A 13,361-nucleotide genomic window follows, 5' to 3' on the forward strand; every position below is an offset into this window, starting at 1 on the left:
TAGTGTTAGTTTTAATCCTCAAAATTAAATAAGTCTGAGTATTGATTATTTTGGGTTTTATTTTTTACAATTGGTGCATCCAAATCTACAGTATGTTGATCATGAACCAATAGATCTTTATCGTTTCCTAATATAAGAGAGACTCCTTCATTTTCCCATTTCTCTAAAAGTTCTAAGCCCTCTTCTTCGAATATTCCATTTTGTAAATCAATAGAATCCATAAAGTTATTCGACATTTCCATAAAGCGTTCCATCTCTCCAATCTTCATACTTACATCATCTGCAATCGCTTCTAATGCTCGATCAAACATTTCTTTTTTATCGTTATTACCAGCAATAATATTCATTGCTGATTTCATTGCAGAGTGTCCAGCACGAACGGCCTTTCTTTCTTGTTCTTTTACCATTACTTGATCTTCGATGTCTTCCAATAATATTTCGGAATTCTCATACATTTTTACAAGCACTCTATACAAAATCTCCATCTTTCTATAGAGTTCATCAAGTTTCATATTTGATTCTTTTAATCGGCCTGCTTTTCTTGACTTAAGGATCATAATTCCTTTTTTATCCTTTTCTTTTGCAGCACTGGCTAATTTCAAGTTGTTATTAATACTCTTCTTGTTATCATACATAATTTGCTGTAGGCGTTTCATTTGGCCTTTTAATACAGCAATTTGCTTATTCATTTTTTTAAGATTATCCTTAAGATCACCTATATAACTTTTTAAAATCCCAATTGGATCAATCTGTATAAAAATACCAGTAATCCATCTCATAAAAGATTTATACATATAGAAAATTAGGTTTCTCATTTTAGGATCTAAAACCATATAAATCAAAGCGCCTAAAACCGCCAATAATATCCCTAAGTACAATGTATTTTCTACAATAGTGATCAAGAACGGAAGCACTTTGTATAAACCATATAGTCCTCCTGCTCCTAAAAGCCCCATAAACAACATCCCCGTTTTACCTTCAGGTCTTTTCCAAAATGATTTTGGTTCAAATGAGTTTTCCATTATTTTAAGTATTTCTGCATTTTAATTTTATCCCCTTCTAACTGAGATTTTAAGTGATCGTATGACATCTTAAAATCATTTTGAGTTTTATTAATTTTATTATTACTTTCTTCTAATTTTGTTTTTAAATCCCCTATTTGATGTTGATGCTTTGATATCTCTTCAGTAAGTTTCTTTATTTGCTCTGATTTTTCTTTTATAATTGTTTCAAATTGAGCAATTTCACGCTCCCTACCAGATACTTTATCATCAAATTGACTTTTAAAAGCTCCTAAAAATTGATCGTTTTCTTTATTTAGGATGCCTATATAAAAATCTGTGGTTTGTAATAATTTATCCAAAGTAACTCCCATTGTTGCTGCGGTAGCAAAAGCCGAACGATATTTTGTTGCCTCATCCATTGGCATTTTCTCTAAGGCTTTGAGTGATTTTTTGTATTCTAAATAATCAAATCCTTCAATATTATTTTTTTCGATTGCCTGTAACAACTTCTCAATTATTTTCGCATCAACTACACCGTTAGTAGTCGCGTTACTTGTAGAATTAGATAGTGGTGGAGGCGTTGGGTTCACAGCTTTTTTATCCGTTATACGCGATTTTAAGGTATCGCTCGATTTTGAAGATTCTTTCTTTTCATCTTCAGAATCATCTATGATAAATAATGACTTTAAATTTTTTAACATGGTTAGTGAATTTAAGCAAATTTAAAAAAATAAGTATAGTGTTAATATTTATATAAAAAAATCCTACACAAGCTTTATAATAATTGGTGTTATTATATGTCAAAATGTTACAGTCCTACTATTTTATTTTACTATTCGACTCCAAGCAATTTTCAATCCAATAAGCAATACAAAAAACAATACTATCAAATATTGAAACTTCCCTACAAAGAAAACTCCAAAAAACATTCTTTGCAATACATACGTAATCACAAAAGTGATAATAACAATTATAAAAAGACCTGACAACCTATCAAAACCAGGAATACGAGACATCGGTATAGTTTTATTAATAATAACTAAAGTAGCAACCATAGCAATTAAAGGAACAAAATAGGTAACCATATCCAACTGAAGTAAATTAGTTTTTAGAAAGAAAAAACTATATAATAACAAAACAAAAGCCAAAAGCCCTGGTATTGTAACAGCATAAATTAACGTTGCGTAAAAATAAGTGATAGGAGATTTAAAATTATTTTGGTTTACAAAAAGTAATCCAACTATAGAAATAGCTATAATTACTATAAAATAACTTAAAACCAAATTCGGGTTATTCCCAAACCAATTGATAAAGTCTTGAATTGTCATTACGAACAAAAATACAAATAAAGTTTAATAAACAAACTATGCAATTATTATCCCAGAATCAATTATAATAAAACCATTAATTTACAATAATTACAAAACTTAACACAGATCAAGGTTCCTTCAAAAAATCAAAAAAATGTTCAATACCTACTACCCTCAAGCATTAAAAGAAATAAAGTATAAATACAACTCTTAATATTCCGACGAATATTGAATTTACCCCCTAAAAACTAATTAATTTAAACAGAAATCAGGCACAAAAAACCCATGCTACTTACCTCAATTATAGTGGACTACCACTTATTCTGAAATTGAAAATATGAAAGATCGATTTTTCTTGTTTAGAGGGTAATTGTAATTTTCTATTTGATATTCTAAATCACCTTAAGCAACAAGAAAGTTTTCTTTTACATCCTAATAACAATCTATTTTAATTTGTTTTCGATTTTCAAAATAATCCAATGACTTACCTAACGTATCTTTTGAAATCTTTTCTAATACTGCCAGTACAGATCGCTGCATCGCCAAAGAGCCACAAATCATTATTATACCACCCAAGTCAAGTTCTCTAGCTATTAAGTCTGCTTTTTTGAAAACAGCATCTTGTACATATTCTTTTCTTTCTTCTCTAGAATACGTAATTGTAAAACTTGATAATTGTTTTCCTGAAAACAAATCTTCTACAATATCTTTATACAACTCAAACGAGGATCTTTTACGTCCACCCCAAAATAAATGAGTAGGAATATGTTTTTTATTTTGATTCAACATTCCTAAAAAAGGGGCGATACCCGTACCATTAGCAATAAGAATAACTGATTTTTTGGTGGATCGGCTATAAAAAGTTGAATCATTAGGAAAGTAAAATTTGGGATTTTTTTTGATAGTAGCTTTAATAGTATCTCCTTCACTCAATTGATTCAAATACGAAGAGCACACACCTAATTCATGTTTTTTAACACTCAATAAAACATCATTTTTAATTCTTGCTATAGAATACAAACGTTGTGCCTCATCCTCTTCGGGTTGTATAGATAGTAAATCTCCTGATTGGAATTCTACCTTTCTTTTTGGTTTAAATCGAATTAAAAAAGTTTCATCTGCATTTAATCTCGAACGCTCCTTTACTTTAAATGATACTATTTTCGAAACCTCTTCTCTTTTTGATATAGGTTTTAAAATAAGTGAGATTCCAACTTGATCACTCCACCGCAATACCCATTCCTGAAACACTTCGAAAGATTGATTATCAATTTTACACAAGGGTAATACAGGTCTAAAAAAAGGATGACTATGAAGTAATGCATCTACTTTTATTGCAAAATGACAGTATTTGGGGTATTGAGATGAACCAAAACCAACTACAGAAAACAGCAATTTTCTATTTGGGTTTATTAACATGCTTAATTGTTCAAATTTTCTTGCATTGGTAGTAGGTTCACCATCTCCATAAGTCGCCGTAAATACTACAATATGTTTTGCGTTTTTAAAATTTTCATACGCATTCAAGTCGGTTATAAATACTCTTTGTTTTGCAGTAATAAGTGCATTATAAAACAATCTAGCAAAATCAAATGTACTACCCGTTTCAGAACCTACCAAAATAATGTATTCACATTCATCTTTGGTATAACCTACAGAAGAAACCTTTACCCTATTACCAAGTCGCTTAAAGGTCATAACAAACCCAGAGTATATAAAAAACAAAATAGAACCACTAGCAATCAATAAAATAACCGACCACAGTATACTACCCTGTCCAGTATGCAACATAAAGCTTAATCTGTTGGTTAAGAGAACAAATGGGTAACTTACCTCACTAATAACAGCTCCAGTAAACTGATTTACAAGCAATTCTTTTTCTTTTAATTCTATTTGATAATAATCTTCCTCATCATCAGAAAAAGGAAAAGAGATTTTGTTGACATCAGCGAGTGAAATAGTTTCAAAAACAGAAGGTTCATTTTGTATTGACAAAACCTTATCTTTTTTTTCTGAAGTTACCTTATGTTTGATCCTTGTCGATGGTAATAACGAAAACTTCTCTGCAGAAAGATACACTCCTGTAGCCGCAACTATTAAAATTGGTAGAAGTAACCATCTTCCTAAAATAACATGATATCGTTGTGCAAAATACTCCTTATGAACTTTTGAAAAAAAACGCTGTATACCCCCTTGTCTTTTTACAATCAAAAAAACACCAGTTACTACAATAAAACATAGTAAAAAAGAGATCAATCCAACCAAAAAACGCCCGGTACTTTTCAAAAAAAGTGAACGATGTAGGTTTCTTGCAAACTCAAATATTACAGGTTTATTTTTGGGCATCCCTAACTTTACTCCGGTTATAGGATCAACATAAATACGCTCACTATTTCCACCTTTGGTTAACACTGATGTCAATACAAAGTTATTAGCATCAATTTCTAAGCTTATTACTTCTTCATATTCATTTCGTAATGCCACTATAGATTGTGATACAGAAGTATCTTCAAGACCTTTTATGTTATAAGGTTGAATCGCTTGTGAAATTGGCTCTACTGCAAGGATAACTCCGGTAATCGATGCTATTATTAAAAAAACAGAAGAAGATATAGCCAATAATAAATGGCTATATCTCCATATTGAAATACTCATTGCGTGTTTGGTGTTATTGAGGCATCATTCGTACATATCGAATAAAACCTTTTCCCTCTTTCTTGCTATTAACAGTTTCTGAAGTAAGTTCGAACTGAACATCATCTTTATAATACTCCTGATCTTCTACAGCGGTTTCAAAACGAATACTGTAACCTGTATTTATTTTATCCTTAGGAATCTTTAGAATGCGAATGGTGCGTTCTCCTCCTTTAACGGTTTCTCCTGAAATTGCATCGATGTTGGGCCTAGTTTTTCCGTAAAAATTCCACCATTCTGGGATATCATGATACCACTCTTCATCTTGCCCTTGAACATATAATGTTGACTCGTACGCCCCTTCTGCATTTATCAAAGAAACAATAACATAAGCACCTTCTCCTGTATAATTGGTTAATTGTATCATACACTTATACGTGTTCACTTCTGCTGGTTTTATAAAACCAGCGGTTACAAATACCAAAAAAGTGAATGCTACAACTATTTTTATGGTTGTTTTCATAATCATTTCAGAAAATTAAGGGTGATATTAGGCTTTTGTAATTGTTCATTTTCAATTGCTAAATCATAAACCGATTCTTTAAAGTCTGTTTTTATTGCTGTATCGGCCCCTAATGTTATTAAGTATTTCAAAATATGGTCATTTTCGGCTTTCATTGCGGCAATATGCAATGCTGTATTACCCTCTTTATTCTTCGCATTGATTGGAATAGCTTTATTTCTAATCTTTTTTAACAATGCCAAATCGTTTTTTTTGACCGCAAGATGATACAATGTATTACCATCATCTTGTTTTTTTAAAGGATCAAAACCATTTTTGGTAAGTATTTCTAGTTTTTGATCAAAAACTTCTGTTTTTTTTGGATTAAAAGCTTTTATAAGATAGTAAGCCAGGTTATTTCCGTTTTTGTCCTTAACAAAAAGATCTGCATCATTTTCAACTAAAAATTCGACTATTTCTACCGAGTTTCTTGCAATGGCATTTGTTATAGCTGACTTTCCATTAGTGTCCTGTTGATTTATATCAACTCCTTTAGAGATAAAATACTCCAAAACAGTAATATCTTTTGTTTTAGAAGCCAATTCATGCAATGGTGTTACCCCGTTTTGATTCGTGACATTTGGATTGATTCCTAACTTTTCTAAATATTGATAGGTTGCTAATGGGTTTGAATATCCTCTAGTACCTTGACTTGCAAACAGCATTGCATTACCACCTTCCTTATTCAAGCCTTTATAATCGACTCCTTTTTTTATCAGCATATCTAATAAATCAACATTTCCTCTCTTGGCTGCGTAATTAAAAATACCATTTCCGTGAGTATCTTTACTAGTAAGATCAATTCCTTTAGAAATAAAGTAATCTATGAGTTGATATTCCTTTACAAAAGGAGCTACCAATAACAAAGCATTGGCTCCATTCTGATTTTTTTCTTTGGTTACATCAGCTCCATTTGTGATGCAGAAATCATACAAAGCGACATCAAGTTGTCCTGTTACTGCTGCAAAGTTTAGCAACGAATAACCATGACTATCCACAATATCTGTCTTTGCACCTTTATCTGCCAAAAATTGCATCATTTCTATATTGCCTCGATAAGCAGCCCAAAAAATATAAGTTCTACCATCATGAGTCAATTTATTAACATCATTCCCTTTTTTGGTAAGTAAATGCTTGATGGTTTTATTATCTACCTTTTCTATAAATGCCCAAGAAACCGCATCAAATAAAAACTCATTTAACGCTGATATATCATGCCCTTCCTTAATTTTTTGCTCTACATCTTCTATGGAAGGATTCGTTTTCCAATATGTTCTTTCTAAAAAAGCATTTGACTTTTGAGAAAACAGAAAACTTGCAAACAAAAATATACTGAAGCAAAATATGTTTTGTAAATGTTTCATTTTTTATTTTTTTACAAAAGACTCTATTACTTTAGATATATCATTTTCCTGAGAATAATCTTCCGAAAATAGATGTTTATACAATGGTTTGTTATCTACTTTAGATTCTAATGACAATGTTGTATTTCTACCGTATATCTCTTCCCATTTATCACGAACCAAGGCCCATTTATCACCATGTTGTTTCCACCAATCGCTTGCTACTTTACATCTTTCATCAGCCACCTTTACATAGGTATTATACCCTTTTTCTTTCGCCAAAAGAACATCTTCTTTTCCTTCTTTTCTAATCACCTTACTATTATCTTGATCGTGTATCCACCCTTCTTTTGTAATTTCATGTCTATTACCTCGAATAGTTACATTATAGTCATTTCTTTTAGTATACTCTCGTCTTGGTAAGGGTGCATCTGTTGTATTTTCCCAAAAACTCTTGCCGTCTACATGAACCCAGGTTGCAGATCCTTCGTAACGAGGGCTATCATCTACCTGAAATACTTTTTGAGTCCACTGACCTTTTACATCGTCTTGAGATTTTTGTGTAAAGTTCCAGACATTATCCCCATTAAACATATAAAAATCTGTATTTTCATAAATCCAGTCTTGTCTCCAGTGCTTTACAATATTTGGTTCTGCTGGATTCCCAACTTGTAATAAATGTTGAATAGAAATTTTATCGTCTTTATCAACTACCAATTGAGCCCATTCTAATCCAGAGGCAATTTTGGTCTTTGAAGGTTTGTAAAGAGAATCTTTACTGTACTGAAATGTTTCTACGAAATTAAAAGTTACTTCGTAACAGCCGCACATTTCTTTTATTGCATCACTGTCTTGTTTTTGTTTGTTTTTGATTTGCGCATCTGCCGTTAACACTACAAAAAATGCTATTAGCGTATAAAAAGTTGTTTTCATTAGATCACTTATTGATTAAAATTTTGATGCAAAAATAATTATTTTTATTTATTCTAAATAAGAATTATGTATATATTTGCGCACTATTAAGAATCATTTTAAATAAAATAATGAATTACAAGTTTCTGAATATTACTATTTTATTTTTTTTAACTACGGTATTCACGCATTCTCAAGATGTCGAAAACATTGAAAAGCCCCTAGTTACAGAGATAGAAGAAATAGTTATATCTGCCACTAGAACTAAAAGACAACTTTCTTCTTTACCCTTACCCGTTACTTTAGTATCCCAAAAAAAAATTGCGCAATCTGGGTCGGTAAGGTTAAATGAAATTCTTAGTGAACAAACAGGGATTATAACCGTTGCAGATAGAAGTGGTTTTGAAGGGATACAGATCCAAGGAATGGAATCGGATTATGTTCTCATCTTAATAGATGGTGTTCCTTTAATTGGTAGAAGTTCTGGTAACTTTAATTTGGAAAGACTCACCGTAGGAAATATTAAGCAAATAGAAGTTGTAAAAGGTCCTTCTAGTAGTTTATATGGTTCTGAAGCCATGGGAGGTGTAGTTAACATTATTACTGAAAAACCAGAAACCAAAAAACTTTCTGGAAATGCTTCGTATCGAATTGGTAGTTTTACAGAACAAGACCTCAACCTTGGGATAGAGCAAAGCTTCAAAAAACTACGTTACGCTTTCTTTGCCAACAGATTTTCTAGTGAAGGGTATGATCTGAATTCTGATACCCAAGGAAATACAATAGACCCATTTGAAAATTATACCGTTAACGGTAGAATCTATTATGATTTTAATGACAAAATATCACTGTTCTCTTCTACAAGGTTTTATCATCAATTACAAAATAGCGAACTCATTACAGAAGAATCAATATATAGAGGTGATAATGAAGAAAATGATTTAAACACTCAGCTTAAATTAGATCACTTATGGAATGAAAAATTTAATGCTACTTATGAGTTTTATTACACCAATTACAAAGCTTCAGAAAAATTGACATCGGTAAACGCTCCTACCGACATTCTAAATGATTCCTTTTTTGACCAAAAGCTATTGCGCCCAGAAATTAGAGCTACTTATACTTTTAACAACAATAGTAAACTAACTTCTGGAGTAGGGTTTCAATATGATTTATTGGATCGTACCTATTTTGATGACAAAGTAGATTTTAGTTCTCAATATGTCTATTCACAATATGATTTTAACGTACTTGACCGAATCAATATAATTGCTGGAGCTCGTTTTGATAATCACTCAGAATACAGCAATCAATTTAGCCCCAAACTAGCATTTAGATTTAAAATCACCAATGAGTTTGCATTCAAAACATCTATTGGATATGGGTATAAAGCTCCAGATTTTAGACAACTGTATTTTGATTTCACAAATTCTACTGTCGGTTATACTGTGTTGGGCTATAATGTTGCAGTAGATAAATTAAAAGAGCTAGAAACTCAAGGGCAAATCCAAAATATAACTGTTGAAGAAAGTGAGTTACAAGATCCTTTACAAGCAGAAAGCTCTATTGGTTATAATGCAGGGTTCACTTTCAAAAGAGGAAAATGGAATACCGAAATTAACCTCTTTAGAAATGATCGAAAAAACTTTATTGACACTCGGGTAATTGCAAGAAAAGCAAACGGTCAAAATGTTTTTAGCTATGTTAATGTTGATGAGAGTTACACCACTGGAATAGAGTTCAACTCTTCTTTTAGGGTTTTAAAAAATATTAATATTAGTGGTGGGTACCAGCTTTTATATGCCTATGACAAAACAAGAGAAGAAGAAGTCGAAAACGGAGAAGTATTTATTCGTAATCCAGAAACTTTAGAAACCGTAGCGCTAGAATCATCAGATTATTTTGGTTTACCAAATCGTTCAAGGCATAATGCAAATTTTAAAGTATTCTACGATATCCCTTCAATAAAAGGAAATATTAATCTTCGACTGTTATATCGCAGTAAATATGGTCAATTTGACACCAATGGAAACAACATTATAGATAACTATGACACCAGTTTTGTTGATGGTTTTGTAACTACCAATATCGCCGCCAGTAAAACTTTTTATGATGATTTTACACTTCAGGCCGGAGCCAACAATCTTTTTGATCATACCGATGCCAATATTCCTGCACTACCAGGAATACAAGCTTTTATAAAACTTAATTATCAATTTTAAATACTAATACTAAATAAAGTCAAAATGAAAAAAGTAAAATTTATATTCTTAATGCTAAGCATACTTCTAGCTTCTTGTAGTAGTGATGATGATGCAGTTATGACAGAAACAGCAGAGTTTGCCGTTCAGGAACTATCTGCAGAACAAGGTGTTTTAGGATCTGAAATCACTATAAACGGAACAGGGTTTCCTAGTTCGACCGCTGAACTAAGTGTTACTTTTAATGGCACTACAGCAACCATTAAAAGTGTTACTAGCACGGCTATCGTAGTAACCATCCCAGAAGATGCAACATCGGGAGACATTATTGTAAAATACGGTACTAAAACTCTTAATGCAGGTACTTTTGCAGTTCTAAAACCATTAGTAGAAAACAAAGTAGAAAACCTAAGTGCTCCTCAAACAGGAGGACAAGGACAACCTGTAGGGGGAGATTTTACAAAATTTGATTTTGAAACTGGTGAAATAACCACTAGTGATACCGATTGGGATATTGCTTTTAGAGGAACTACTATTGCTGTTAATGGAGGTGCTACTACAGGAACAGCTGATGAACCCGCACGTAACGGAGAAGTAAGTGTGGCCATTGCAGAAGGTATTTTTAGCAATATCACAACGGCAGACGGGCTTAGCTTTTCTCAAGATACCGATCAGGGATTTGCTATCCCAACAGGGAGTGACAATGGGTGGTACAACTATTCGGGAGCACCTAATCATTTGATCACACCGATCCCAGGAAAAATTCTTGTTTTTAAAACCAGCAACGGAAATTATGCAAAAGTAGAGATTTTAAGCTACTATAAAGATGCTCCTGCTAATCCAAATGTAATGACAAACGAAGGTCGTTACTACACCTTCAAGTATGTTTATAACCCAAATGTAGGAGTAACATCTTTTGAATAACCCTAAATGTATCGATTAAATAATCTAGTGAGTATTCCTTCTTTTTGTCATATAATTAGCCACTAACTAAACTTTGAATACTCTCACAGTTATTTAAACGATCGTATTGAAACTATTATCATTATAAACTGAGTGTGTGTTACTTTATAATTTTTAAAGTTTCAATATTACCCCCTGAAAAAAAATGTTTCAGGGGGTTCTCTTTTACATCACCAATGATCGCATATATTTAAAAATAGATTTTAGTTCTGTTTTGGCATTTTTAAAAGAAACCGTATCTTTTAAAAAAAAGAAATATGATCTGTTTTCTGAAACGAATTTTATGGGTTTTATTCCTTATTCCTATAAGTATTTACTCTCAGGTTAAGAACGTTTATTTAGTAGAGGAAAAGCAAAAAAAACGAACAATTATCTATGTTCAAAATGACAGTTCTACAGATAAAAGCGTTTTTTTAAAGATCAATCCAACCGGATACCGAAGAAGTGCCCATAGGCCTATTATAAAAAATATTCCTGCTAATAGCAAAGTACAAATGTCAATTCTCATCCCTTTAGCAGACACAGAATCCTCCTACACATATAATCTGATTGTCAACAATGAACTAGAAACAATTGATGTAGAGAGAGATAAAACTCCCCAAAAAGAAGCCCCTTTATCCTCTATTATGGGGTCAGAGATCATCATATTTACCCGAGAAACTTGCAATAAATGTGAAACCTTAATATCCCAGCTTAATAAAAATCACATCAAATATAGAGAGGTAAACATAGACACTAGAACGCGGTATCGCGAATTTTTATGGGAGCTATTACATAAAGAAGGGTATGATAAAAAAAATGTTGCAGTGCCACTAGGTATTGTAAAAGGCATCATAAATCTTCCTATTGATGATATTGATCTATTTGTTCAAAAACTACAACTCTGATCCTTTTTGTGTTCGATAAAAAAAACATCACCAATCCGAACTCTTTATTCAAAATAAATACAGCCTATATTTCCAGGCAACTTTTAAAGTATAAGAAACATCTATATAAAAGCAAAACACTTATGTCTTAAAAAAAGATCGGTAACCTCGTAGGGTTTTTGTTTTTAGCTGCTTTAACCCTATATGTCATTAGCCATATAATACTTATAGATCAATTACTTTATGCAGACAATTATCTTCTTGTTAGAGCTTTTTGTATGTGACGATGGGGCGCTACCTTTATAAAAATCTTCTATTTTTCTTGAAAAGAAAAGGTTAGTGATCAATTTCTTTCTCTAAAGATATTCTATAATTTCTGTAGCATATTTTTTAACTATAAAACTTTCTCTACTACTATATTTTCAATAGTTTCTTTTTCGAAATGAGAAAATACGGTTAAGCGAGTACCTCCTTCGCTAAGTCCATAAGGATAATAATCCCTCCATTTCAAACTATTATCCGATACAACATCATTTAAATCCATCTTTGTTATAAAGGATTGTATATGATAAGTCGTTTTTCTATATCTACCCTGCTCTTCGGTTCTTTCTATAACACGAAGAAAACGTTTTTCTGACCTAACATAATAAGCATACGCTAGTATTAAACACAATATAACAAATCCAAATACATATACAGCTATAACCGGTTTTACCAACAATAGCACAAAAAAAGTTGCCAGTATAGGTAATAGAAAAACACTAATAAATAAAGTCTCCTCTTTTTTTGATATGTTATTTTTCTCTCTAAACTTACCATAAACCTTATTAGGTTTATGTACAGATTTCATCACATCAGACAACACTTGCTCTCCTACTTCTTTTTTAATCGTTTTCTGATCAAAAAATTGTGCTGCTTCTTCTTTACCTGAATTGGAATAAAATGTTTCACTATCTTTCCATTTTACACCTTCTTCAACGAATGGCTTTCCATTTTTTTTTGCCAGTATACTGGATTGAACAACATAAAATATATTTTCTTTATCTCCTCTTTTTTCTATTCTTTTTATAAACCGAAAATAACGATCAAAATTGTTGTTATACCATTTAAATATAATAACAACTAATACTACAAATAACCCCAATGCATATAAAAACCAAGGACTATAAAGTAATCCTAGTACAATAGCAACGGTAACAGGAAGATTCGTCGATACTAATAATTCTATATTATTAATATGATCTCCATTAGTTCTATCATACCAATAAGGCTTATGTAATGATTTTCTTATCTGAGCTGTTTTTTTCATATATCTAAAAGGACTATTATTTTCAAATGGTAATTACTTAAAACTTAGAACCGATACCAAATGAATTTAAAAATGAATCTAAAGAATTTAGATTATATCGTGATCAGATAAACAAGAAAATCCAAGCATAGCATTAGCTACGATTTTATTTTATTATGAAATATGAGTGCGATAAAAGCAAATTACAAGGCTTGTTTTTATGTTTACTTGATATATTTATCCAAAGAACATTCTTTTTGTTCTTGCATAAAGATAAG

The 13,361-nt window shown here is 31.6% G+C and carries 11 protein-coding genes; 3 read left to right on the plus strand and 8 right to left on the minus strand.

What is annotated here, in order from left to right; translation table 11 throughout:
• Positions 1–11 precede the first annotated feature (11 nt).
• The 7 genes from ABW636_RS15805 to ABW636_RS15835 form a co-directional block, all read right to left on the minus strand.
• Positions 12–1,022: a PspA/IM30 family protein gene (locus ABW636_RS15805; protein WP_367591035.1), complete on the minus strand. Its 1,011-nt coding sequence runs from the start codon at positions 1,020–1,022 to the stop codon at positions 12–14.
• Complete coding sequence (locus ABW636_RS15810) at positions 1,022–1,705, minus strand: hypothetical protein (protein ID WP_367591036.1); 684 nt, start codon at positions 1,703–1,705, stop codon at positions 1,022–1,024. The genes ABW636_RS15805 and ABW636_RS15810 overlap by 1 nt, the downstream gene beginning before the upstream one ends.
• Before the next feature lie 123 nt (positions 1,706–1,828).
• A complete protein-coding gene (locus ABW636_RS15815) occupies positions 1,829–2,332 on the minus strand; it encodes a hypothetical protein (protein ID WP_367591037.1) in 504 nt (167 codons plus the stop codon).
• A 414-nt stretch (positions 2,333–2,746) separates the two neighbouring features.
• On the minus strand, positions 2,747–4,969 hold the full coding sequence (locus ABW636_RS15820) for a PepSY domain-containing protein (RefSeq protein WP_367591038.1): 2,223 nt from the start codon (positions 4,967–4,969) through the stop codon (positions 2,747–2,749).
• A gap of 13 nt (positions 4,970–4,982) precedes the next feature.
• A complete protein-coding gene (locus ABW636_RS15825; protein WP_367591039.1) occupies positions 4,983–5,471 on the minus strand; it encodes a DUF2271 domain-containing protein in 489 nt (162 codons plus the stop codon).
• A gap of 2 nt (positions 5,472–5,473) precedes the next feature.
• On the minus strand, positions 5,474–6,874 hold the full coding sequence (locus ABW636_RS15830) for an ankyrin repeat domain-containing protein (RefSeq protein WP_367591040.1): 1,401 nt from the start codon (positions 6,872–6,874) through the stop codon (positions 5,474–5,476).
• A 3-nt stretch (positions 6,875–6,877) separates the two neighbouring features.
• The gene (locus ABW636_RS15835) at positions 6,878–7,786 is read right to left on the minus strand and encodes a DUF6607 family protein (protein ID WP_367591041.1); all 909 of its coding nucleotides are present in this window, start codon (positions 7,784–7,786) and stop codon (positions 6,878–6,880) included.
• Positions 7,787–7,896: 110 nt separating this feature from the next.
• Between ABW636_RS15835 and ABW636_RS15840 the strand changes: the two genes are divergently transcribed.
• The 3 genes from ABW636_RS15840 (at position 7,897) to ABW636_RS15850 (ending at position 11,816) form a co-directional block, all read left to right on the plus strand.
• Complete coding sequence (locus tag ABW636_RS15840; protein ID WP_367591042.1) at positions 7,897–9,987, plus strand: TonB-dependent receptor plug domain-containing protein; 2,091 nt, start codon at positions 7,897–7,899, stop codon at positions 9,985–9,987.
• A 24-nt stretch (positions 9,988–10,011) separates the two neighbouring features.
• Positions 10,012–10,890, plus strand: coding sequence for an IPT/TIG domain-containing protein (locus ABW636_RS15845; protein ID WP_367591043.1), 879 nt, complete (start codon positions 10,012–10,014; stop codon positions 10,888–10,890).
• A gap of 296 nt (positions 10,891–11,186) precedes the next feature.
• A complete protein-coding gene (locus tag ABW636_RS15850; protein ID WP_367591044.1) occupies positions 11,187–11,816 on the plus strand; it encodes a glutaredoxin family protein in 630 nt (209 codons plus the stop codon).
• Positions 11,817–12,189: 373 nt separating this feature from the next.
• On the opposite strand, the gene ABW636_RS15855 is transcribed toward ABW636_RS15850, so the two are convergent.
• Entirely contained in the window at positions 12,190–13,104 is a 915-nt protein-coding gene (locus ABW636_RS15855) for a hypothetical protein (RefSeq protein ID WP_367591045.1), read from the minus strand.
• Positions 13,105–13,361: the final 257 nt, after the last annotated feature.

It is taken from the genome of Aquimarina discodermiae, assembly GCF_040786235.1.
GTDB lineage: Bacteria > Bacteroidota > Bacteroidia > Flavobacteriales > Flavobacteriaceae > Aquimarina.

Coding starts and splice junctions, on each gene's coding strand:
- ABW636_RS15805 (WP_367591035.1), bottom strand. CDS start 1,022: ATGGAAAACTCATTTGAACCAAAATCATTTTGGAAAAGACCTGAAGGT.
- ABW636_RS15810 (WP_367591036.1), bottom strand. CDS start 1,705: ATGTTAAAAAATTTAAAGTCATTATTTATCATAGATGATTCTGAAGAT.
- ABW636_RS15815 (WP_367591037.1), bottom strand. CDS start 2,332: ATGACAATTCAAGACTTTATCAATTGGTTTGGGAATAACCCGAATTTG.
- ABW636_RS15820 (WP_367591038.1), bottom strand. CDS start 4,969: ATGAGTATTTCAATATGGAGATATAGCCATTTATTATTGGCTATATCT.
- ABW636_RS15825 (WP_367591039.1), bottom strand. CDS start 5,471: ATGAAAACAACCATAAAAATAGTTGTAGCATTCACTTTTTTGGTATTT.
- ABW636_RS15830 (WP_367591040.1), bottom strand. CDS start 6,874: ATGAAACATTTACAAAACATATTTTGCTTCAGTATATTTTTGTTTGCA.
- ABW636_RS15835 (WP_367591041.1), bottom strand. CDS start 7,786: ATGAAAACAACTTTTTATACGCTAATAGCATTTTTTGTAGTGTTAACG.
- ABW636_RS15840 (WP_367591042.1), top strand. CDS start 7,897: ATGAATTACAAGTTTCTGAATATTACTATTTTATTTTTTTTAACTACG.
- ABW636_RS15845 (WP_367591043.1), top strand. CDS start 10,012: ATGAAAAAAGTAAAATTTATATTCTTAATGCTAAGCATACTTCTAGCT.
- ABW636_RS15850 (WP_367591044.1), top strand. CDS start 11,187: ATGATCTGTTTTCTGAAACGAATTTTATGGGTTTTATTCCTTATTCCT.
- ABW636_RS15855 (WP_367591045.1), bottom strand. CDS start 13,104: ATGAAAAAAACAGCTCAGATAAGAAAATCATTACATAAGCCTTATTGG.